The organism is Thermopolyspora sp. NPDC052614 (genome assembly GCF_040678635.1).
In the GTDB taxonomy this organism is placed as follows: Bacteria; Actinomycetota; Actinomycetes; order Streptosporangiales; family Streptosporangiaceae; genus Thermopolyspora.
Map to the genome: position 1 here is coordinate 94,344 of NZ_JBFATZ010000020.1, position 21,671 is coordinate 116,014.

General features: G+C 69.7%; 20 protein-coding genes. 16 read left to right on the forward strand and 4 right to left on the reverse strand.

Translation table 11 applies throughout. The annotated features are described in order from the left end of the window. Positions 1-442: 442 nt before the first annotated feature. From AB0K60_RS31145 to AB0K60_RS31200, 12 genes are all read left to right on the forward strand, one after another. Entirely contained in the window at positions 443-1,471 is a 1,029-nt protein-coding gene (locus AB0K60_RS31145; protein WP_364063196.1) for an NAD-dependent epimerase/dehydratase family protein, read from the forward strand. Positions 1,472-1,585: 114 nt separating this feature from the next. After that, positions 1,586-2,095 carry a hypothetical protein gene (locus tag AB0K60_RS31150; RefSeq protein ID WP_364063199.1) on the forward strand — a complete coding sequence of 170 codons (510 nt, stop codon included), beginning with the start codon at positions 1,586-1,588 and terminating at the stop codon, positions 2,093-2,095. A 12-nt stretch (positions 2,096-2,107) separates the two neighbouring features. After that, positions 2,108-3,148 (forward strand): phenol 2-monooxygenase, encoded by a 1,041-nt coding sequence (locus AB0K60_RS31155; protein ID WP_364063202.1) that lies wholly within the window; start codon positions 2,108-2,110, stop codon positions 3,146-3,148. Continuing rightward, positions 3,145-3,441, forward strand: a complete 297-nt coding sequence (locus AB0K60_RS31160) for an MmoB/DmpM family protein (protein WP_364063205.1) — start codon at positions 3,145-3,147, stop codon at positions 3,439-3,441. Before AB0K60_RS31155 ends, AB0K60_RS31160 begins: the two co-directional genes overlap by 4 nt. 17 nt (positions 3,442-3,458) lie before the next feature. After that, positions 3,459-4,958, forward strand: a complete 1,500-nt coding sequence (locus AB0K60_RS31165) for a YHS domain-containing protein (protein WP_364063208.1) — start codon at positions 3,459-3,461, stop codon at positions 4,956-4,958. A gap of 5 nt (positions 4,959-4,963) precedes the next feature. Continuing rightward, the gene (locus tag AB0K60_RS31170; protein WP_364063211.1) at positions 4,964-5,287 is read left to right on the forward strand and encodes a phenol hydroxylase subunit P4; all 324 of its coding nucleotides are present in this window, start codon (positions 4,964-4,966) and stop codon (positions 5,285-5,287) included. Beyond that, positions 5,288-5,773: a 2Fe-2S iron-sulfur cluster binding domain-containing protein gene (locus tag AB0K60_RS31175; protein ID WP_364063214.1), complete on the forward strand. Its 486-nt coding sequence runs from the start codon at positions 5,288-5,290 to the stop codon at positions 5,771-5,773. Further along, positions 5,773-6,684: a catechol 2,3-dioxygenase gene (locus tag AB0K60_RS31180; RefSeq protein ID WP_364063216.1), complete on the forward strand. Its 912-nt coding sequence runs from the start codon at positions 5,773-5,775 to the stop codon at positions 6,682-6,684. Before AB0K60_RS31175 ends, AB0K60_RS31180 begins: the two co-directional genes overlap by 1 nt. A gap of 149 nt (positions 6,685-6,833) precedes the next feature. Further along, positions 6,834-7,895 carry a 2Fe-2S iron-sulfur cluster binding domain-containing protein gene (locus tag AB0K60_RS31185; RefSeq protein ID WP_364063219.1) on the forward strand — a complete coding sequence of 354 codons (1,062 nt, stop codon included), beginning with the start codon at positions 6,834-6,836 and terminating at the stop codon, positions 7,893-7,895. A 428-nt stretch (positions 7,896-8,323) separates the two neighbouring features. Further along, positions 8,324-9,130, forward strand: coding sequence for an IclR family transcriptional regulator (locus AB0K60_RS31190; protein WP_364063222.1), 807 nt, complete (start codon positions 8,324-8,326; stop codon positions 9,128-9,130). Between the two features lie 380 nt (positions 9,131-9,510). Next, positions 9,511-10,680: a hydroxylase gene (locus tag AB0K60_RS31195; protein WP_364063225.1), complete on the forward strand. Its 1,170-nt coding sequence runs from the start codon at positions 9,511-9,513 to the stop codon at positions 10,678-10,680. Positions 10,681-10,713: 33 nt separating this feature from the next. Continuing rightward, entirely contained in the window at positions 10,714-11,616 is a 903-nt protein-coding gene (locus tag AB0K60_RS31200; RefSeq protein ID WP_364063228.1) for a VOC family protein, read from the forward strand. A gap of 234 nt (positions 11,617-11,850) precedes the next feature. Here the strand turns inward: AB0K60_RS31200 and AB0K60_RS31205 are convergent, their stop codons facing one another. Continuing rightward, positions 11,851-13,077: a flavin reductase gene (locus tag AB0K60_RS31205; protein WP_364063231.1), complete on the reverse strand. Its 1,227-nt coding sequence runs from the start codon at positions 13,075-13,077 to the stop codon at positions 11,851-11,853. Positions 13,078-13,357: 280 nt separating this feature from the next. On the opposite strand from AB0K60_RS31205, the gene AB0K60_RS31210 reads away from it, so the two are divergent. Continuing rightward, positions 13,358-13,993, forward strand: a complete 636-nt coding sequence (locus tag AB0K60_RS31210) for a helix-turn-helix domain-containing protein (RefSeq protein WP_364063234.1) — start codon at positions 13,358-13,360, stop codon at positions 13,991-13,993. Further along, on the forward strand, positions 13,986-14,645 hold the full coding sequence (locus AB0K60_RS31215) for a TetR/AcrR family transcriptional regulator (protein ID WP_364063237.1): 660 nt from the start codon (positions 13,986-13,988) through the stop codon (positions 14,643-14,645). The genes AB0K60_RS31210 and AB0K60_RS31215 overlap by 8 nt, the downstream gene beginning before the upstream one ends. Positions 14,646-14,708: 63 nt before the next feature. Here the strand turns inward: AB0K60_RS31215 and AB0K60_RS31220 are convergent, their stop codons facing one another. Beyond that, the gene (locus tag AB0K60_RS31220) at positions 14,709-16,022 is read right to left on the reverse strand and encodes a helix-turn-helix transcriptional regulator (protein ID WP_364063240.1); all 1,314 of its coding nucleotides are present in this window, start codon (positions 16,020-16,022) and stop codon (positions 14,709-14,711) included. 228 nt (positions 16,023-16,250) lie between these two features. Between AB0K60_RS31220 and AB0K60_RS31225 the strand changes: the two genes are divergently transcribed. Further along, positions 16,251-16,727: an ATP-binding protein gene (locus AB0K60_RS31225; protein ID WP_364063243.1), complete on the forward strand. Its 477-nt coding sequence runs from the start codon at positions 16,251-16,253 to the stop codon at positions 16,725-16,727. A gap of 133 nt (positions 16,728-16,860) precedes the next feature. Here the strand turns inward: AB0K60_RS31225 and AB0K60_RS31230 are convergent, their stop codons facing one another. Together AB0K60_RS31230 and AB0K60_RS31235 are read right to left on the reverse strand one after the other, a co-directional pair. Next, on the reverse strand, positions 16,861-17,208 hold the full coding sequence (locus AB0K60_RS31230; RefSeq protein ID WP_364063246.1) for a hypothetical protein: 348 nt from the start codon (positions 17,206-17,208) through the stop codon (positions 16,861-16,863). 1,507 nt (positions 17,209-18,715) lie between these two features. Further along, complete coding sequence (locus AB0K60_RS31235) at positions 18,716-19,105, reverse strand: hypothetical protein (RefSeq protein WP_364063249.1); 390 nt, start codon at positions 19,103-19,105, stop codon at positions 18,716-18,718. Positions 19,106-20,076: 971 nt separating this feature from the next. Here AB0K60_RS31235 and AB0K60_RS31240 point away from each other — a divergent pair. Beyond that, a partial coding sequence (locus tag AB0K60_RS31240) for a DUF222 domain-containing protein (RefSeq protein ID WP_364063252.1) occupies positions 20,077-21,671 on the forward strand: 1,595 nt, incomplete at its 3' end.

The following is a 21,671-nucleotide window of genomic DNA, read 5'->3' on the forward strand; positions in this document are numbered from 1 at the left end:
ATCCGCCGCGTTGAGCGGTGGCCGGATTCCGCCGTGGAATGCGATTCGGCGGCCAGGCGGTGGCCGGCGCGTACCGAAGAATTATGACCGCTCGGCTGTGCCGCTCATCGACGGATTCCTGCCGCCTTGATAGCGACTTTTCATTAATTTCTTTCTTGTTTTGTTCGCGCGTTTTATAGCTTGATATGACCTGTTCGGGGCGGGTGTGATGGATGTCATGGTTTGCACTGAACCGATCGTCGGCCTCTTACCGAGAAAATCGTCGCGAGACATCGGTTGCCGGTAAAGTTACTTCCAGGATACGGTCCGTGACCGTGCCAAAAAAGTCGTTCAAGTGGTTATGGAGTACCAGAGATTTGACGTCCCCGGATATGCGCGGCCCGTTCGCGACGACGGACGAGCCGCCGGGTCCGGCGGGCCTGCCCGACGCGGGGGAGTGGCGATGAAGGGAGTGGCGATGAAGGTCGTGGTCACCGGCGGGGCCGGTTTCATCGGAGCGCACCTTTGCCGCGAGCTGGCCATGCGGCCCGGCGTCTCCGAGGTCGTCGCCTTCGACGATCTCAGCAGCGGCTCGGCGGAGAACCTGAAGGACGAGGCCCTTGAGGACTGCGGCGGCGCCGTCCGGGCCCTCGGGACCTCCGGCGGCGAGGTCCGGCTGGTGCGCGGCAGCGTCCTCGAACGCGAGCACCTGGAGGAGGTGCTCGACGGCGCGGACGCGGTGGTCCACCTGGCCGCCTGCCCGTCGGTGACGCGCTCGATGGACGACCCGGCCTTCAGCCATCGCGTCAACGCCACCGGCACCGTCCGCCTGCTGGAGGTCTGCCGCAGCCGCAAGGAGCTTCACCTGGTGGCGGCCTCGTCCTCCTCGGTGTACGGCTCGGTCTCCGGCCTGCCCGAGCCCGAGGGCCTGTCGGCCCGCCCGCTCAGCCCGTACAGCGCGAGCAAGCTCGCCGCCGAGGCCTACGTGCTCGCCTACGGCGCGGGGTTCGGCCTCCCCACGCTCGCGCTGCGCTTCTTCAACGTGTACGGCCCGCTGCAGCGGGCCGACAAGCCCCACGCCGCCGTCGTGCCCACCTTCGTCGCCGCGGCCCTGCGCCGCAGGCCGCTGTGCATCAAGGGCGACGGCCTGCAGACCCGCGACTTCACCTACGTCGGCACGGTCGCCCGCGTCCTCGCCGACGCCGTCGTCCGCCGGGTCACCTGCCCCGCCCCGGTCAACCTCGCCTTCGGCGAGCGGGTCTCCCTCCTGGAGCTGGCCCACCTGGTCGGCGAGGTCGTCGGCGTACCCGTCGACATCCGGCACGAGCCGCCCCGCCCCGGCGACATCCGGAACTCCCAGCCCGTGGCCGGCACCCTGCTGCGCCGCCTGTTCCCGGACGTCGCCCCGGTGTCGCTGCGCACCGGCCTGGAGCAGACGGTCGCCTGGCTGCGCAAGTCCCTCGACCGGGAGTCCACCGGCCTGCCCGTCTGACCCGACCCCACCGCCCCCATCGTCCTCGCCCGCCGCGCCCGTCCTGGGGCGGCGGGCGTTCCGCGATGAGGAACGCTTGCGAGGCGGGGGCGGCGCGGTCGCCATCGTGTGCTCATGACGCCGTTCATGGTCGCCGTCGCCGAGACGTGCCGGGGCGCGGGGGAGGTCGCGCCGCCCCGTACCGTGCGCTCCCGGCCCAGATCCGTGGGAGCCGGGACCGAGCGCCAGGTCGCCGCCAGGTCGCTCGCCGAGCAACTGGTCTGCGAGGCCAACGCCGTGTTGTCCGAGCTGCCCGGACCGTCCGGAATCCGGGAGCGCATCGAACTGCGGGACGAGCCGGGCGAGGGGGCGCTGGAGTTCGTGCTGCGCGTCCGCGGCCGGGAGGCCCGGGTGCGGACCACCTACGCCGACGGGGTCACCCGCGGGTGGCTCCGCTGGATCACACCGGACCAGAACGCCCCCGGCGACACCGCACCCCACGTACCCGACACCCACGCCGACGCCGACGCCGAATCCTCCGGCGAGCCCGCCGTCGAGCTGGCGGAGCCCGAGGACGTCGAGGCCCTCATCCTGCGCCTGCTGGCCGGACCCGTCCCGGCCGGGCGGATCGGCGCCACCCCCTGAAGGAGACATTCCGTGCAGTACGAGCTTCGAACACAGGTGATCGAGCCGCTCCGGCCCACCTTCCAGCACCTCGTGGACCGGCTGGGCGACCGCCCCGCCTCCCGATACGAGGAGGGCACGATCGGCCTCCAGGCGACCGAGCACTTCCACTACCGGCCGCTGTGGGACCCCGACCACGAGCTGTACGACCCGGACCATTCCGCGCTCAAGCTCACCGACCCCTACTCCTTCACCGACCCCCGGCAGTACTACTACGCGCCGTACGTCACCACCCGGGCGCTGATGTTCGAGGCATTCGCCCGCACCCTCGACTACATCGACGACCACGACCTGTTCGCCGCGATGGCCCCGGCCTGGCGCAAGCTCACCACGGCCGCGCTGCTGCCGATGCGCCACTACGAAGGGGCCGCGCAGCTCGTCTCGGTGGCCGGAGCCCGGTTCGCGTACGGCACCAGCGTCGAGCAGTGCCTGTCGTACGCGGCGTTCGACCGCATCGGCAACGCCCAGACGCTCAGCCGCATCGGCCTGGCGATGGGCACAGGGGCGACCGGGACAGCCGGCATCGGCGCCGAGCTGGAGGAAGCCCGCAGGCGCTGGCTTGAGGACGCCGCGCTGCAGCCGCTGCGCCGCTACGCGGAGGAGGCCCTCGCCGAACCGGACTGGGCGGTCGCCACGTACGCGATCGACCTGACCGACCGGCTGCTGTACCCGCTGCTCTACCGGCACCTGGACCGCGCCGCGCTGGCCGCCGGGCAGACCGCGCTCAGCCTGTCCACGCAGCACCTGCACGCCTGGTACACCGACCAGCGCCGCTGGCTCGACGCCCTGCTGCGCGCCTGGACCGCCGACCCCGGCCACGGCCCCGCCAACGCCGAGGCCCTCGCCGCCGCCACCCGCGCCTGGCTGCCCCGCGCCGAGCAGGCCGTCGCCGCGCTCGCCGAGGCCGCCGACGCCATCGTCCCGACCGGGGCGCACCACGCCGCCGGCGAGCTGGCCGTACACGCCCGCCAGGACCTCGCCGCCGCCGGAATCGACGCAGGAGAGAGCGCATGACCGCCGCCACCGGCCGCCCCCGCACCGTCGGGGTCGACCTCCAGCAGAGCAGCGAGGAGACCAGGTACGTCGTCGAGGCGATCCAGCGGGACAACCCCGACGCGACCGTCCGCCACCTGCCCGGACTCATCAAGATCCAGACCTCGGGGGCGCTGGTGATCCGCCGGGAGACGGTGGAGGAACTGCTCGGCCGCCCGTGGGAGACGCACGAGTTCCAGCTCGCCATCGTCTCCTACTACGGCCGGGTCGAGGAATGGGACGACGACGAGATCGTCATCAAGTGGAGTCACTGAGGAGCCCCTGAACCGCCATGGCGAAGAAACTTCCGCTCAAGCAGCGCTACGCCGCGCTCACCAGGGACCTGCACTGGGAGCCGACCTACGTCCCCGCCAAGACCGTCTTCCCGTACACCGAGTTCGAGGGCATCAAGATCCACGACTGGTCGAAGTGGGAGGACCCGTTCCGGCTCACCGTGGACGCCTACCACAAGTACCAGGCCGAGAAGGACCGCCGCCTGTACGCGGTGCTCGACGGCTTCGCGCAGAGCCAGGGCCACCTGACCCTGTCCGACGCCCGCTACCTCAACGCGATGAAGCTGTTCCTGCAGGGCGTCACCCCGCTGGAGTACCAGGCGCACCGGCACTTCATGTTCCTCGCCCGCCACCTCGACGGCGCGGGGCCGCGCTTCGCCGCGCTGTGCCAGAGCATCGACGAGCTGCGGCACGCCCAGACGCAGATCCACACGCTGTCCGGCTACAACCGCTACTACCCGGGCTTCCACAGCTTCGCGAAGATGCACGACCGGGTGTGGTACCTGTCGGTGCCCAAGTCGTTCTTCGACGACGCGCTGTCGGCCGGGCCGTTCGAGTTCCTCATCGCGATCTCGTTCAGCTTCGAGTACCTGCTCACCAACCTGCTGTTCGTGCCGTTCATGAGCGGCGCCAGCTTCAACGGCGACCTGCCGTCGATGACGTTCGGCTTCTCCGCGCAGAGCGACGAGAGCCGGCACATGACCCTCGGCCTGGAGGCGATCAAGTTCCTGCTCGAGCAGGACGAGGGGAACGTGCCGATCGTCCAGGAATGGATCGACAAGTGGTTCTGGCGCGGGTACCGCCTGGCCACGCTCGTCGCCGGAATGATGGACTACATGCTCCCCAAGAAGGTGATGAGCTGGAAGGAGGCCTTCGAGCTCTACTTCGAGGAGCAGATGCTCGGCGGGCTGTTCCCCGACCTCGCCTACTACGGCATCCAGCCGCCCCGCCACGTGCAGCACGCCGTCGACGAGAAGGACCTCGTCTCCCACCAGGTGTACTGGGTGCTCTACCAGTTCTCCTTCGCCGCCGCGTTCACCACCACGGTGCCCGAGCCGTACGAGATGGAGTGGCTGGCCGCGCAGTACCCGAAGACGTTCGACCGCTACTACGCCCCGCTGTGGAACCGGGCCCGCGAGATCCAGCAGGGCGGCGGCCGGTTCTACTTCCAGGGGCTGCCGCAGCTGTGCCAGACGTGCCAGATCCCGATGGCGTTCACCGAGCCCGGCGACCCGACCACGATCTGCCAGCGGCACTCGGTGTTCCGCGGCGAACGGTTCGACTTCTGCTCCGACGGCTGCAAGTGGATCTTCGACCGGGAACCGGAGAAGTACGTGCAGGCGTGGCTGCCGGTGCACCAGATCTACCAGGGCAACTGCGGCGGCCCGTCGGTCCCGGAGGTCCTCGCCTGGTACGGCGTGACCGACGGCGACAACGGCGAGTACCTGGGCTCGCCCGAGCAGGCCAACTGGCTGCGCTGGCACGGGACGGAGGGCTGATCGACATGAGCGTGCGCGCCTTCGCCCCCGGCTACGACTTCCCGTCGCGTTCCCGCGCCGAGCTGTACGGCGACGACCAGCTCGTGCACGTGCTGTGGCGCGGCAACATGATGTTCTGCTCCGCCGCCTGCTTCCGCGCCCCCAAGGCCATGACCTGGGCCGACTTCGTCGCCGGCATGGTCGAGCCGTGGGCGTCCTCCGACCCGGCCTTCACGCCCGGAACCCCCCGGAACTGGGTGCTCGACGGCCGCCCCCTCGACCCGCGCGGCGACGCCACGCTCGCCGAGCTGGGCGTCGGGCACAAGAGCCTGATCGAGTTCGAGGTCTAAGTGACTTCGCTGCTTCCAGCCGAGGCGGGCGACGGACCGGCCGCGCCCGTCTCGAACGGGCGAACCACGGCGGGGAGGCGTTCCCCTGGGGCGCCCTCCTCGCCGGATCCGGCGGCGAGCGTCACCGTGGCCGGGGTCACCGTGCCGCTGCGGCCCGGCGAGACGATCCTCGCCGGGCTGTACCGGGCCGGATACGCCTACCGCATCGGCTGCCGGCGCGGCGGCTGCGGGTTGTGCGCGGCCGAGGTGACCTCCGGCGAGGTGACCTACGACGGCGCGATCGCCGAGGACGCGCTGCCCCCGGCGACGGACCCGGCGGCCCCGCCGTGCCTCACCTGCCGGGCCGTGCCCGTGACCGACGTGGTCATCCGGCTCGCCGGGAACGCCCGTTTCCGCTGCGTCTCGCCCATGCTGGCCGAGCTGGCCGGCGCCATTCCCCGTACCGACGGGCCCACCCCCCGTACCGAAGAGCAAGGAGAACCGTGATGGGAGTCATGCGACTGGGCTACGTGCACGCCCGCGTCACCGACCTGGACGAGGCCAAGTCCCACTACGCCGACACGCTGGGCATGCGCATCGTGCACGAGGAGGACGCCCGGCTGCACCTGAAGGCGTGGGACGAGTACGACCACCACTCGGTGGTGCTTGAGGAGGGCGGCGTCGGGCTCGTCAAGCTCGGTTACAAGGTGCAGCGGCCCGAGGACCTGTCGGAGTACGAGCGGCGGGCCCAGGCGTTCGGCTGCATCACCGAGCGCATGAGCAAGGGCGACAACCTGGCGGTCGGCGACGGGGTGCGGATCGTGCTGCCGTCCGACCACGTGGTCGAGCTGTACAACGAGATCGAGGTCGTCGGCACCGAGACCGGCACCGTCAACCCCAACCCGTTCCCGCGTCACCTGGTCGGCGTCGGCGTGCCGCGCATCGACCACGCGCTCATCACCGCCGAGGACCCGGGCCTGGTGGAGCGGTTCTTCGCCGAGGTGCTCGACTTCGGCACCTCCGAGCGGGTCGTCACCGACCTGGACGACGGCGAGGTGATCGGCACCTGGATGTTCTGCACGAACACCCCGCACGACATCGCCGTCATCAAGGGCCCGAACGCCAAGCTGCACCACTTCGCGTTCTACCTCAACGACTGGAGCGACATCCTGCGCGCGGGCGACCTGTTCGCGATGGACGACGTGTCGGTGGACATCGGCCCCACCCGGCACGGCATCACCCGGGGCACGACGATCTACTTCTTCGACCCGTCGGGCAACCGCAACGAGGTGTTCTCCGGCGGCTACATCACCTACCCCGACTTCCCGACGATCAACTGGACCACCGACCAGCTCGCCAAGGGCATCTTCTACATCAGCCGCGAGCTCAACGAGCGCTTCACCTCGGTGCTCACCTGACGCGGGGCGATCCGGACGGGCGGTCCCGCCGGGATCCGCCCGTCCGGTCCGCCTCGCCCACACGCGACAACCTACACGCGACTAACCCACACGCGACAAACCCACACCGACGCCTCGCCAAGGGGAGGGCGGGCGCGAGGAGGAGAACGATGCCGAGGACGCATCGCGTCACCGTCGAGCCGCTCGGGCAGCGGATCGACTGCCGGGAGGACCAGACGATCCTGGACGCCTGCCTGCGCGCCGGAATCTGGCTGCCGCACGCCTGCACGCACGGCACCTGCGGCACCTGCAAGGCCGAGATCCTCGACGGCGAGGTGGACCACGGCGAGGTGTCGTCGTTCGCGCTCATGGACTTCGAACGGGACGAGGGCAAGGCCCTGCTGTGCTGCGCCCGGCCCCGCTCGGACGTGGTCGTCGAGGGCGACGTCGAGGTGGAGCCCGGCGTGACCACCCACCCGGTGCGGGACTTCACCGCCACCGTGGCCGCGGTGGAGGACTGCGCCGCCGACACCCGGCGGCTGCTGCTCGACCTGGACCGGCCGATCGCCTTCAACCCCGGCCAGTACGTGACGGTGCGGGTGCCGAATTCGGCGGCCGACCGCAGCTACTCGATGGCCGGGCCGCCGTCCAGCGCCGACCGCATCGAGTTGAACGTACGGCGTACGCCCGGGGGCCTGGCCAGCGACGGGTGGATCTTCTCGTCGCTGCGGGCCGGGGACGAGGTGTCGCTGAGCGGCCCGTACGGGCGGTTCTTCTGGCGGCCCGAGCGCACCGAACCGGCCGTGCTCGTCGCGGGCGGCACCGGGCTCGCGCCGCTGATGTCGATGATCCGGCACGTCCTGGAGGGCGACGCCGACCGGCGGCTCACCCTCTACCACGGCGGACGCACCGCCGCGCACATGTACAACGTCGACGAACTACGCGAGCTGGCCCGCGCGCACCCCGAGCGGTTCCGGTACGAGCCCTGCCTGTCGGAACAGGACGCGTCCGGCTACCGTTCCGGCCTGGTCACGGACGTGATGGCCGGGGACGCCGACACCTACCGGGGACATGTGGCCTACGTGTGCGGCCCGCCCCCGATGGTGGACGCGGCGATCAAAGCGCTCATGGCCAAGCGGCTGTTCCCCCGCGACATCTATCGCGAGGACTTCTTCGACGCCTCGGACCGGGCCGGTGGCCGGGCGGTGCGCAGCCCGCTGCTGAAGCGGTGAGGCGGCGGGCCGCCGGCGTGGACGGCGCTCCCGGATCGGCCGGGTGGACGGACCTCTGATTCGTCCTGGTGCGACCTGGTTCGTTCTGGACCCTCCTCATCGGCGACGCCCGCCTCGTACGCCTCCGGCCGTCGCGGGCGCCGGGCTCGGAATCGGCCCGCCTCCGAGCCCGGCGCCTCGTCGTCTTCCGCGTCGACCGTTTCGCCTTCCGTGAGCCCGCGAACCGGCGAAGTCACGTGGTAGGGGAGACTTCAGACGGGAGGGGGCGAGCGCCGATCCGGGCGTAGGGGTTTTACTCTCCGCCGTGCCACTGAGCGGCACAGATGCCTTGCATCCTGCGCAAACACATGGAAATGTCCCTTTGTGCGGCTCGTGTTACCCGCGATCGCCGCTGACCGGCCGGAACGGCAGTGCGGTGGAGGTGCGTCATGACGTCCGCTGTGGAGTCGCCGGACTCGCCCGATCCGTCACCCCCGTCCCGGGTCGCCGAGATCGACGGCGGGCTGCGCTCGGTGCTGCGGGCGCTGGACCTGCTCGACTGCTTCATGACCGACGAGGAGCTGGGCGTCGCCGACATCGCGCGTCGGCTCGGCGTCGCCAAGAGCACCGCGCACCGGCTGCTCACCACGCTGTGCGCGCGGGGGTTCGCCGAGCAGAACCCGCTCACCGGGCACTACCGGCTCGGTTTCCACCTGTACGAGCTGGGGCAGCTCGCGCTGAGCCGTACCGACCTGCACCAGGCGGCCCTGCCGATGCTGGAGGAGCTGCGCGAGCGCACCGGCTGCACGGTGCACCTGGCCGTGGCCGACGGCGCGGAGATCGTCTACCTGGAGCGGCTGCAGACGCTGCGCGACGTGCGCGCCTTCCACGGCGTCGCCCGCAGGCTGCCGGTGCACTGCACCGGCTCCGGCAAGGTGATCGCCGCGTTCGACCCGATGGTCGCCCGCGCCCGCGCCGCCGCCGGCTTCACCCGCCTCACCAGCTCCTCGATCCGGGACGCCGCGCACTTCAACCGCGAACTCGCCGAGATACGCCGCATCGGCTACGCGGTCAACACCGACGAGGCCAAGCACGGCCTCAGCTCGGTGGCCGCGCCCATCCGAGACCACACCGGCCGCGCCCGCGCGGCCATCTCCCTCGTCGGCCCCACCAAGGAGATCGTCGGCACCGTCGAACGCCACGCACGTCTGGCCCGCACCGCCGCCAACCGCCTGGCCCGCACCCTGTGCCTCTGACCCCGCCGAGACCGGGGGTGGGCATAAGGGTGCTTTTCGCGTGCCCAAAAACGTGATCATAGGCGTTCACCTGCGAAAACAGCCCTGAATCACTTCCGGTTCAACCCTTGTGGTGTCGCGCGTCACTGTGTCATTCTTCCTGTAGTGAGCACTACAGAATTCTGAGCTGCCTCCCCCACTCGACACGGTGGTCCGGACAACGGATCCCCCAGCGCGAAAGGCCAATACGGCCGCGAACACGCACGCGTTCACACCCCCCTGAAGTGGAGCATCCACTACAGCGAACGGAGGCGCGGCGTACCACGGGATCAACGGCTGGTCACCGACTCCATAGCGACAACGGATCGGCTCCCCCCGCCGACGGGACGAAGGACGGACACATGAGCGAAGTACACGAGAAGATCAAGGCCGCCGCGCCGGTGCTCAAAGAGGAGGCGGTGCCGAGCGACGAGATCGGCAAGCTGACCGACCGGAGCGCCAAGGCGCTGCGGGACACCGGCGTGATCCGGCTGCTGCAGCCCAAGGAGTACGACGGCTACGAGTCTCACCCGTGTGAGTTCATGGAGGCCGTCATGGAGGTCGGCCGCCTGTCGCCGTCCGCGGGCTGGGTCGCCGGCGTCGTCGGCGTCCACCCCTGGGAGATCGCCATGATGGACCCGCGGGTCCAGGAGGAGATCTGGGGCGAGGACCCCGACACCTGGACGGCCTCCCCGTACGCGCCGTTCGGGCGGGCCAAGCGGGTCGATGGCGGGTTCCTGTTCACCGGCCGGTGGCCGTACTCCACCGGCACCGACCACTCGGACTGGGTGATCCTCGGCGGCATCGTCGTCGGCGACGACGGCAACCCCGGGGTGCCGCCGGACATCCGCCACTTCGTCATCCCGCGCAAGGACTACGAGATCGTCGAGGATAGCTGGAACGTCCTCGGCCTGCGCGGCACCGGGTCCAAGGACGTGCGCATGACCGACGTCTTCGTCCCCGAGTACCGCGTCGTGGAGCAGGTGCGGATGAACGCCGGCGGCTACGAGGACCGCCGGCCGGGCAAGCCGCTGTACCGGCTCAAGTTCCCCGTCTTCTTCTCGGCCGCGATCAACTCCGCCACCCTCGGCATCGCGCGCGGCGCGCTCGACGTCTACCGCGACTACATGGAAAAGCGCGTCTCGGCCAGCGGCATCGTCGCCAAGCTCGACCCGATCCAGCTCGCCGTGTACGCCGAGACCGCGGCCGACGTCGCCGGGGCCCGCACCATCCTGCTCAACGAGATCAAGAACCTCTACGAGTACCTCGAGGCCGGCGGCGAGGTCACCATGACGCAGCGCCTCACCGTCCGCCGCAACTGCGTCCGCGCCGTGCGCCGCGCCGTCGACGCCATCGACCGCCTCTACAAGATCAGCGGCTCGCAGGCGATCCACGAGCACCTGCCCAACGAGCGGTACTGGCGCGACCTGCAGGCCGGCCACAGCCACATCTGCAACATCGCCGAGGCCATCTACGTCGGCTGGGCGACCGACGACTTCGGCGGCGACGCCAACCCGGCCCTCTTCGCCTGACATCCCCCGACAAAGCACGAGGAGAACCAAGAAGTGATCACCTCCCTCGCCTACCTCGGCATCAAGTCCCCCAACAAGGACGAATGGCCCGACCTGGTGACCAAGGTCTGGGGCGCGCAGCTCGCCGAGCCCGGCCCCGACGGCTCGGTCCGCGTCAAGTTCGACGACGCCCTGTGGCGTCTGCAGATCCACCCGGGCGAGCAGGACGAGACCGCGTACATCGGCTGGGGCGTCGACCACGAGGAGGACCTGCACGCCCTCCTCAAGACCCTCGCCGACCTCGGCGTCGCCGCAGAAGTCGGCTCCGACGAACTCGCCGCCGAGCGCGCCGTCAACCGCATCATCACGTTCACCGACCCCTGGGGCTTCCGCCACGAGGTCACCTGGGGGCAGAGCCACATCGCCTGCAGCTTCCAGCCGAGCCGGCCGATCTCCGGCTTCGTCACCGGCCAGCAGGGCCTCGGCCACGTGCTGCTGCTGCTTCCCGACATCGACCAGGCCCACGAGTTCTTCGGCAAGCTGGGCTTCCGGCTCTCCGACAAGATCATCGTGCCCGGCCGGCTGTACGCCCGCTTCTACCACTGCAACGCCCGGCACCACACGCTCGCCCTCGGGCAGTGCCCGCCCGGCGTGGCCGGCCTCAACCACCTCATGATCCAGCTTCAGTCGATCGACGACGTGGGCCTCGCGTACGAGCTGGCCGAGGAGCACGGCGTGCCGCTCACGATGACGCTGGGCCGGCACAGCAACGACCGCCAGTTCAGCTTCTACCACTCGACGCCGAGCTCGTTCCACGTCGAGTACGGCTACGGCGGCCTTGAGGTGGACGAGGAGGCATGGGTGCCGCGCGTCTACGACCGGTCCGCGATCTGGGGCCACAAGCCGCACCCCAGCGGCAAGGGACGCCCGATGGGCATCATGCACCAGGTGCCCTGACGTCCACCAACGTCCACTGGCGTGCCCAAGCGCGGAAAGGGCGCCCCGCTCACGAGGCGGGGCGCCCTTTCCGCCGTGCGAGCCGATGAACGCGTCCGGCAAATCTCCTTCATCACGAAGGCCCGAATGATGCCCAAGTGTGTGCCCTTTTGTCGGGCATGCGTGGAATGCCGCGAACGTGCCAAGGGCCACAAAGGCCGTCCGGGGCTCAACCTGCGGCAACGCCGCCGGGCACTACATGGGGAATTCGGACCGGTACCAGCTCAGATACTCCTCCAGGCCCTCGCGGTGCTGATCGCGCAGCGCCCGCTCGGTCTTGGCCGCGGCCTCCTTGAGCGAGTTGACCCAGACCCGCACCCGGGCCGCCGACGCCTCCGGCGGTAGCTGCATGAGCCGCAGCACCATCGAGACCCCGCCCTCGGGGTTGTGCACCGGCACCGCGAGGCTGTCGACGTCGTAGCTCTCCTCGTCGTTCAGCTCGACGACCTCGTACAGATGGGACGCCTCCGCGATGATCGCCCGCACCGCGCGCTCCCGGGCGGGCGTGAGCGGCCCGGCCGAGTACTCCTGCAACGCGGCCACGAACTCCCCATAGCCGCCCCCGCCCTCGCTGTTCCGCCGCGACATCGACCAGCCCTTCGCCCGCACGGCCGCAAGCCGGGTGCGGTACTTGGCCAGCGTCCTCTCATCCTGCGACGCCGCCCGCGACAGCCACCGGGCGACGACATCCTCGCGGTTCTCCGCGACGTACGCCTCGCCGAGCGGCGGGATGAGCGGAATGCGCTCCCCGATGCGCTCCCGCACCGGCACGTCCCCGCCGAACGCCGCCGACACCGTCATCAGCTCGTCGTCGCCGACGCTCACCAGCACCTCGGCCTCGCAGCCGAGCTCGCGGGCGAGCCGTTCGATGTACGGCCGGGCCACCTCGCCGAGCCGTACCGCCGCGACCAGGTCGCCGTCGGTCCGCGCCGTCATCGACCGCGTGGCGAAGCCGCCGTACCCGCCCTGGAAGAACAGCAGCGGCGTGACGGGCCGGTTCACCTCCATCGCGGTGACCGCGCACAGCTCGATGTAGTGGTCCCCGGCCTCGACCGTCCGGTGCGAGACGCAGTGCACGTACGCCACGGCGTCGTCGAGCATCGGCGCGCCGTGCGGCGACATCGACCACTTCACGCCCGCGAGCTTGTCCTCGCCGGAGCGGGCCAGGGCACGGCACAGGTCCACCTGGTCGTGCGCGAGCACGTTGATGCAGTAGCTCTTCGCGGTGCGAAGCCGGGCGAACGTGAAGGAGTTCGTCGTCGGCATGAACGACACCAGCGGCGGGTCCAGCGACACGGAGGAGAAGGTCCCGACGACCATCGCGGTCGGCCGCCCGTCGTCGGCGACGCCGGTCACCGCGGTGACGCCGGTCGGGTAATGGCCCATGACCTCCCGGTACGTCCCGGGCTCGATCGCCGTCATGTGCATCTCCTGGTGAGGGTCGGTGGGGGTGGTTCGGTGCAGGCGGGGGAGAATCGGTATGAGACCGGCCGCCATCCCGGCCACGATCACATGTCTGTAGTGTTCACTACAGAGAGGTTAAACCCTAACAGGGCGCCCTTCAAGGGACGATCCAGCGTTCTGCCTGGAGGAACAGCGCGTCCTCCGGCGCTTCCCCGGCCCCTTATTCTGTAGCGTTCGATATAGCCAAATCTAGATCAACACACGGCTTGGAACCGGTTCGTGTGGTAGAACAACACGCATGGAGCGGAAGTCGGAGCGACTGAGCCGACAGGGCGACGCCTCCCGCGAGGCCATCCTCGACGCGGCGCTGGAGATCGCCGCGGACCTCGGCTACGACGGCACCACCGTAGCGGCCGTCACAGCGCGATCCGGCCTCCCGGCCAGCTCGATCTACTGGCACTTCGGCAGTAAGGACGAACTGCTCGCCGCCGCCCTGGAGCACAGCTACCGCGAATGGCGGCGTAACGCCCCCATGTGGCGGGCGCGCCGCCAGGTCTCCGGCGGCGTCGAGGAACGCATCGAGTCCTGGTTCCAGCGCGCGGTCAAACACCTGACCCGCAACCCGCACTTCTGGCGCCTCGGCCTCATGCTCACCCTCGAACAGCGGGTGGAGGAGCCGAAGGCCCGCCGCCTGTTCCTGCAGGTCCGCCAGAACAGCGAGGACGCGCTCCTTGAGTGGTGGCGCGAGGTCCTCGTCGACCGGCCGACCACCGAAGAGGAACTGCGCCGCCTCGCCCGCTTCCACATGATGATGATGGACGGCATGTTCATCCAGTTCCGCGCCGGCTCGACCCGCATCCCGCCCCGCCAGGTCACCCTCCTGGCCCGCGCCCTGGCCGCCCACGTCGCGAAGCCGGTCCCCGTCCGTGGCTGACAAGTCGTCCAACGGCGGGCGCACCGGCAGAGCCGGAGCCCGCCGGCAACGCTCCCAGCGCTCCAGCGACCGCATCCTCGCCGCCGCCGCCGAACTCGCCCGCGAACGCGGCATCCACGGCACCACCATCGCCGCCGTCTCAAAACGCTCCGGCCTGCCCGCCAGCTCCATCTACTGGCACTTCGCCGACAAGGACGAACTCTTCGCCGAGGTCATCCGCACCGACTTCGCCCGCTGGCTCACCACCGTCCCGCAGTGGAACACCCCCGAGGGCATCCCCCTCCGCGAGGCCCTCGCCACGATCCTCCTCGGCGCCGTACCCACCCTGCGCGACATGCCCGACTTCATCCGCATCGGCATGCAGGTCGTCCTCGACCAGCGCCAGGCGTACGCCGCGGCCCGCAACGCCTTCCTCGACACCCGCGCCCAGGTCTTCGAAATGATGCGAACCTGGGTCGACCGCTCCCTGTCCCCCGAAACCACCCTCACCGACATCGACGCCCTCGCCCGCCTCATCCTCGCCTTCAGCGACGGCACCCTCGTAGCCTCCCAGGCCACCACCGACCTCAACGTCGCCGAATACGTCGAACTCTTCCTCGACGTCTTCGCCGAAGCCGCCCACCTCACCACGCCCGACACAGCCCCGGACTGACCGGCCGGCCCGCGAACGGGCACCGGCCGTGGCGGGCCGGTCAGCGCGGACGGGCCTGTGGCCTCACGTGGACATGAGGCCGCGGAGGTGGTGGACGGCGGGCGTGCTGCGGCCTTGGTCGGGGATGCTGTTGACGATCTCGCCGAGCAGGCGGCGGCGGGGAGCACTGGTGGGAAAGCCCTGAGCCGCAGCCAAAGCGTGCTGGAGCCCTTGCGCCGTATCGCCGCCCCTGACCAAGGCGAGGGCCTGGATGAGCTGCAGATTGATCTTCGCCCCCTGCCGCTCCTCGGAAGTGACGGCCAATCCGTTTTCCACTGCCTGGCTCGTTCTTCGAACGTCACCGAGCAGGGCGAAGGCGTAGCCCTGTCCGAACCAGAGGTACCCGTCCGGGGCGCCGAAGGAGGTGAGGTGGTCGCCGACCGCGGGGTCGGGAAGGCGGTCGTAGAGCTCGGTGAGCTGGTTGACGGCGGATCTGGCCTGGGTGGCCTCGCCGTGGGAGGCGAGAATTCTGGCGCGGGTCGCGAAGGCGGCTTCGAGGCCGAGATATGGCCTGTCGCCGGCGAGGCGGATGACGTCGTCGAGGAGTGCGTTCGTCGCCGCGACGGGGCGGCCCTCGCAATAGGCGCGGCTGACTTCTCTGCCGCGCACCCAGACGGCCAGTCCGAGGTCGCCGGAGGTGTCGGCGGCGCGGCGGGCCGTGCGCCAGGCACGCCAGGCGCTGCGGGGATTGCCCGTGTCGGCGAGTTCGATGGCCATGTAGACGCCGAGTTGGGCGCTGACGCGCATCAGGCCGTTGCGGATCGGGCCGGGCAGGTCGCGGTCGAGGAGCCTGCCGATCTGGAGGAGGTCGGCCGCGAGGTCGGTAATCAGGGCGCCGGGCAGAGCGGTCCAGATGACCTGGGCGTACTCCCCGGCGGCCTGCTCCCAGTCATCGAGATCGTTGTCGAGGCGGTCGTCGAGGGAGCGTTTGACGCCTGCGAAGACCGTGTCGACGGTTCCGGGCGGCAGGGCCGTGGTGGCGCCGAAGGCGCTGAGCAGGTGCAGGAGGGTGCGGCGTTCCACGTCGTCCTCATCCTGAGTAGGGGTCCTGTCTCGCACAGTAACCCTGCGGCGCAGGCGGTCAAGGTCGCAGATAGTGCTTTGTAGCGCCACGAGTTGGTTGTTCGCGCCGAGGTGGGCGTCGATGCGGCCGACGGTGTCGGCCTGCGGGCGGGCCAAACCACGTTCCCACTTCGACAGGTCGCCGGGATCGACGTAGGTCTTGGCGGCGACGTCGCGGAGGCTGAGACCACGGACGTCCTCGCGCCAGTGGCGCATGGCCGCGCCGAGCAGGTGCCAGGGAGAGACGGTCGGGTCCACGGGCTCGGAGCGCGACATGTCCGGTTCCTCTCCTTGCGTGGTGTTGGATGGCGGTCTCCACCAGCGGAAACGCTTGGGTAGCGGCTTCGTCCACACCACTATGGCACTGCACGTGATTCGGCAAGCACTTTTCGTTACATCAGACATGCGATGGCAAAGACTCGGGCGTCCTCCGCGCGGGCCCGGACCGCAGCCGTCGCCTGAGCGCCGCGTTCGACCGGCGTCGAACGCATGGAAAGGGCCGTCATGCTCCCAGCCGCGAGTCGTACCGGCGACACCGCGCGGACCGCCTGGACCTCGCCCGCGATCCTGCTGTGGCCGCTTGGACCCGCAGGAACCCTGGTGCGCCGGACCAGGCGGCTGCTGGCCGCCGCGCTGGAGTCGCTGCCGCTCGACGCCGAGCGGGCCTGCGATGCCCTGCTGATGGTTCAGGAGCTGGCGGCCAACGCCGCCGAGCACGGCGAGCCGCCGTACGAGTTGAGGGTCTACCACGCGCAGGACCAGACGACGGTGGAACTGATCGATGGCGGGGCGCGGCTTCCGCTGCTGCCCCGGTGGCCCGCCGCCGAGCTGACCTTCGACGACGTGGACGCCCTCGATCTCGGCGTACTCGAACGAGGGCGAGGTCTGGTCACGGTGACCGCCCTGTCGGACGGTCGCTGCGGTGTGCGGTCTTTGTGCGGACGCCCGGGCAAGGCCGTCTGGTTCGCCGTCTCGACGTGACGTGGAACGGCCGGCGAAGGAAGGAAAAAGGAAAACGGACCCACCTCACAGCCCGGCAGGGCTATAGTGATGGAGGTGGGTCCGTGAAGGGCCGTCGACGTCCGCGCGGCCAATAGGTCGCGCTGGTATGCGTTTAGAGTATCCGGATCTCGTAAATCCTCGGAATATCCGGCAGGCTGCCGTCCACCCGCCTCAGCAACTGGCCTCTATTAACGCGGATGCTGTCGCCCCTTCCGACGCGGTCGACGTAGTTGATGATGGCGTCGTTATTGCCGCCCCATATCAGGACGGGGTCCCGTAGGTCGACCCCGATGGGCCCCGCGTTGGCGAAGCAGTGATCGCTTGAGGGCAGTCGGACGAGGAGGAAGTCCGTGCGGTCGCCGCAGTCGACTTCGTTGATCGCGTGGGCGGGCGTGGACAGGCCCAGTGCTAGGGCACCTGCCGTGGCCATCGCAACGGCGATCTTCTTGACGGTTTTCACGATGGTATTCCCCCGTCTGTCGGAAGGCGGAAATCCGTCCGTCTCGGCATCGGCCGCCGAGGCGTTGATAAGAGCGTGGCAGATGAGACTTGTGAACGTCAATGTGGTTTGTGAGATTGGGCGTCAACCTGCGCGGAGACTGCAATTCTGTTTATTGGACCGGGTCAGGTTTGGCGTTGCGTGAATAGGTGGTTCTCCAGCGTTATGAAGCACTGGTCGGGCGTATTTCGACACCGCTGACGGCTCCGGCTCCGCCGCACCTGCAGTCGTCGGTCCGGATCGCCGTGGTCGGCGGTCGGCCGCGAGTAAGCCGAGCGCCCTTGCAGCCGATTGGCTTTGCGCCCGAAGTCCGGACGAGGCCCTCTGGTTCGCCATTCCCTCAGTTGACGTATAGGCTTGCCGGAAAGCGCGGGCGGGCGGTGCGCCATGCCGATGACCAGCAACTATGCATAGATGCAGAGGGCTATGCGGCTACGGGGAGTTTGCTTTCGCCGATGCCGCTGCCTCGGTCCAACGTCGTAGGGAGTTGCTCGCCCGGTTGTCCCGCTGGGCCATTTTGTGTCATCCGATTCCTACAAATGGAGTCGAGTTTCCCGAATGATTCCCGGAGTTAGACAGGTTCAATTATGTTGATTGTGTGTGGGGCTTATGTCAATGGCAGCCATCGGCACGCGTCAACGCAAGACGGAACTGTTCGAGTCCTCTACCATCTCTCGCTGCAGCGAGCGTGGCATGACTGTTATGGCTCGCCGTACTGCTGGACTATTCCAGGGTGCAGTGCAGACGAGGGAGGGCGTTGACATTCATATCCAAAGCGGCGAGAAGGAGAAGCGGGATCACCATCATGACGATCCGCAGACTGTATCTCCGCGCTTCAGGACCGCCACGGATGGGACGAACCGTTGGTAAGAGAAGAGCGCCCAGGGCCCTGAGCTTGGTTTGCAGAGCCAGTTGCAGTGCCCCGGGCACAGGCTATTGACGAGGTCATTCAAGCGCTGGATGGACTGCGTAATGCATGCAGGCATTGCAGCGCCTTGGTACGGATCCCAGAGTTGTTCCCGCAGAGCCTTGAAGATCGGGGGCACGGTCTCCAACGCTCTGAAAGAGGGAGGCTATATTCCTCCCTGAACCGGGACAATATAGGTATCGGGTTGGACCCACCTTGACGTCAACGGGTGCACGGCGGTGACGTGTCTGTTTGCACTGGTGTCACGCATGATCCCTTGCGTATCGGCAGGGGCGCTGTCACCGTACACTCCACCGTTGCGCATAATTGCGCCGGTCCAGGCCGCAGCATATCCCTGAGAATTTATAGGGGGTAGACCGGTACTCCTGCGAAGGTGGACCGTTACCTGCACCGCCTTCGCCGGATCGCCGTGACCGTGGCTGCGACCGTGAGCGCGCCGAGCGCCCCAGCTCGTCTTCCTCGCCGGGACCGTGTTCGGGCCGCTCGGGCGGCATCCTTCCGCCCCATGAGTGCGACCGATGCAACCGATCGTGTCGATGCTCATCCGCCGAGCCGTCTCCTGGCCGTCCGGGTCAGGAAGACCGAGCCGAGCAACAGCGGCGCGAGCCCCGCTATCGCGTCGGGGGCGGCCCCGCGAGCTGGCCGCCGTCCCGGACCAGCCCCATGTAGTCGACGAGCGGGACGCCGTTGATCGCCGCGTACCACAGCGAGGTAGATGATCTGGAAGAGTCGGTGGGTACGGCTGATCGTCCCGAGCGCGAGCGCGAGTGCGGGGATGAAGAGCACGGCTGTGCCCCAGGCGGACATGCCGACCTCGTCGCCCGCGACGAGCATGCGCAGCAGCGGCACGACGCCGACCACGGCGGTGAGGACGACGCCGGCGAGGTACTCCGCCAGGACCCGGCGGTTCGCCGTGGGATAGGCGGCCATCAGCGCCTCGACGCCGTACTCATGCCACTGGGTGCCGAACCGGGACCAAGATCAGAACCGGCCAGATCCAGGCGGCGGGGAGCACGCCTCCCCAGCCCGGCGGTGTGCGGGCGGGTATCGCCGGAGCGTGGCGTCCTATAACCGATGATCTCGGGAACTGCCGCCGGGATGATCATTTTCTGCCGATGATGGCTGTCAAGGCGCGGGCGTCGGCATCCGCACGCCGTTCAAGGGCCATCGGCTGCGGCTGCGGCAAGCCCCCTGCGAGCTCAGGCCTCCACCAATTCGAAAAAATCTTCCCTTAGTCTTTCCGATCTGCTTAGCCATTTCCACCTATGTCGCAAATGATTCGTTCGCATGTTCGACCTGAAAGCGAGAGAATAGAAGCCGGCCAGCCCGCCAAAGAAGCGAAAGGAAGGTGACCCATGGCCGCCGTCACCGGCCCCGCCACCCCTTCCCCTCGCTCCTCACCGCACTCCCCGTCACCGGGCTCCCCTTCCCCTCACTCCACGTCACCGAGCTCCCCTTCCCCCAGCTCCACGTCACCGAGCGCTTCGGTGCCGGGCTCCGCCCCTGCCCCGTCCCCCACGCCGAGCGCGCCTTCCACCCGGCCGCCCGATCAAACGGTCCGCCCCCGCGATACCAACGCCCAGGCCGCCTCGCAACCCACGCGCCCCGATGACGCCCCGGCCCGCACCCGTCCGGAGGAAGTCGGCCCCTCTGCCGCCCCAGCCCCTGCAGCCCACTCAGCCACCGCAGCCACCGCAGCCGGGGCCACGACGGCCGCCACGGCCACCTCGGACGCTGCCTGCGGGGATGCCCGCGCGACCACCTCGGACGATCCCTGCGCGGACCCCCACGCGACCACCCCGGACGATCCCTGCGCGGACCCCCACGCGGCCACCTCGGAGGATGCCCGCGGGGATGCCGGTGCGGATGCTGCGGGCCTGGTTGCGGAGGATGCCGAGTTCATGTCGCCGGGTGCGGGGCTGGCGGTGCTGCTGGAGCGGCTGGCGGGGACCGGCGCCGCGATGGGCACGCTGAAGAACCATGAGCTGATCTCGGTGATGATCGGCTGGCGGCGGCTGACCTCCTGGGCGCAGGCCGCCGAGCTGGAGGCGGTCGCCGAGCTGGAGGCGCGTGACCAGGCCCGCTTCACCCGTGACGGGGTGATCTGCTCCAGCGACGTCAGCGAGGGCGTCTGCAGTGAGATCTCGCTGGCGCTGACGCTGACGGAGTATTCGGCCGGTGTGCTGCAGGGCCTGGCCTACGCCCTGACCCATGATCTGCCCGCCACCGGCGCGCTGCTGAAGTCGGCCGCGATCGACCTGCCCCGCGCCAAGGTGATCGTCACCGGGCTGACCGGCCTGTCTCAGGCGGCGATGCGCAGGGTCGAGGCGGCGGTTCTCCCGCACGCTGCGTCGATGACCACCGGCCGGCTGCGCGCGTTTGTCGCGGCCACGGTCGCCGAGCTGGCTGCGGAGGAGGTGGCGGCCAAGGCCAGGGCGGCGCAGAAGGACCGGCGCGTGGAGGTGCGTGAGGACGAGCAGGGCACCGCCACGCTGCTGGGGGTGAACCTGCCGCTGATCGCCACCGTCGCCGCCGCCAACCGCATCACCGCCCTGGCCAGGGCGTTCAAGAACAACGGCGACCCGCGCACCATGGACCAGCTGCGCGCCGACGTGCTGCTGATGTGCATGCTCGGCCTGATCCCGGGCCGTAACAGCCCCACCCCCACCCCCGTTTCCGACTCCGCCGCGCCCGCCGCCCCTGGTGCACCGGCCTCTCCGCCCGGCGGCGCACCGGCCCCGGCCGCCCCGGACCCGTCGGCGCGGCGACCGGACACGCCACAACCGGACATGCCACAACCGGATGGATCGGAACCGTCCACGTTGCGCCCTGGTGTCCCACACCCGTCCACGCCGCACCCGTCCACGCCGCACCCGTCCACGCCGCACCCGGGTTCCCCGGCCTCTCCGCCCGGCGGCGGCACACCGGCCCCGGCCGCCCCGGACCCGTCGGCGCCGCGACCGGACACCCCACAACTGGATGGATCGGAACCGTCCACGTCGCGCCCAGGTGTCCCACACCCGTCCACGCCGCACCCGTCCGCGCCGCACCCGGGTTCCCCGGCCTCTCCGCCCGGCGGCGGCGCACCGGCCCCGGCTGCCCCGGACCCGTCGGTGCCGCGACCGGACACGCCACAACCGGACACGCCAGAACCGGATGGATCGGAACCGTCCGCGCCGCGGCCTGGTGTCCCGAATCCGCCCGTGCCGGAACCGGCCACGCCGCAATCGGACAGGCCGGAGCCCGGCATGCCGGAACCGGATGGTCCGGAACCCCCCACACCGCGCCCGCGCGTTGCGCACCCGCCCGCGCCGCATCCGGGTGTGCCGCGGGCGGCCGGACCTGAGCCCGGGGGCTCCGGCTCCGCCTCCCGTGAGACTTCTGTGCCGGGGACGGCTCGGCCGGACCGGTCGGTGCCGGAGACGGCCCTGCCCGAGGCCGCCTCGCCCGAGGCTGATCCGTCCACCACCGCCCAGCCCGAGGCCGAGGTGTCCGA

Bases quoted from the DNA above. Each gene is read 5' to 3' on its own strand.
- AB0K60_RS31170 (WP_364063211.1), top strand. From the start codon at position 4,964: ATGAGCGTGCGCGCCTTCGCCCCCGGCTACGACTTCCCGTCGCGTTCC.
- AB0K60_RS31165 (WP_364063208.1), top strand. From the start codon at position 3,459: ATGGCGAAGAAACTTCCGCTCAAGCAGCGCTACGCCGCGCTCACCAGG.
- AB0K60_RS31225 (WP_364063243.1), top strand. From the start codon at position 16,251: ATGCTCCCAGCCGCGAGTCGTACCGGCGACACCGCGCGGACCGCCTGG.
- AB0K60_RS31190 (WP_364063222.1), top strand. From the start codon at position 8,324: ATGACGTCCGCTGTGGAGTCGCCGGACTCGCCCGATCCGTCACCCCCG.
- AB0K60_RS31180 (WP_364063216.1), top strand. From the start codon at position 5,773: ATGGGAGTCATGCGACTGGGCTACGTGCACGCCCGCGTCACCGACCTG.
- AB0K60_RS31195 (WP_364063225.1), top strand. From the start codon at position 9,511: ATGAGCGAAGTACACGAGAAGATCAAGGCCGCCGCGCCGGTGCTCAAA.
- AB0K60_RS31220 (WP_364063240.1), bottom strand. From the start codon at position 16,022: ATGTCGCGCTCCGAGCCCGTGGACCCGACCGTCTCTCCCTGGCACCTG.
- AB0K60_RS31150 (WP_364063199.1), top strand. From the start codon at position 1,586: ATGACGCCGTTCATGGTCGCCGTCGCCGAGACGTGCCGGGGCGCGGGG.
- AB0K60_RS31160 (WP_364063205.1), top strand. From the start codon at position 3,145: ATGACCGCCGCCACCGGCCGCCCCCGCACCGTCGGGGTCGACCTCCAG.
- AB0K60_RS31185 (WP_364063219.1), top strand. From the start codon at position 6,834: ATGCCGAGGACGCATCGCGTCACCGTCGAGCCGCTCGGGCAGCGGATC.
- AB0K60_RS31210 (WP_364063234.1), top strand. From the start codon at position 13,358: ATGGAGCGGAAGTCGGAGCGACTGAGCCGACAGGGCGACGCCTCCCGC.
- AB0K60_RS31145 (WP_364063196.1), top strand. From the start codon at position 443: ATGAAGGGAGTGGCGATGAAGGTCGTGGTCACCGGCGGGGCCGGTTTC.
- AB0K60_RS31205 (WP_364063231.1), bottom strand. From the start codon at position 13,077: ATGACGGCGATCGAGCCCGGGACGTACCGGGAGGTCATGGGCCATTAC.
- AB0K60_RS31235 (WP_364063249.1), bottom strand. From the start codon at position 19,105: ATGGCCGCCTATCCCACGGCGAACCGCCGGGTCCTGGCGGAGTACCTC.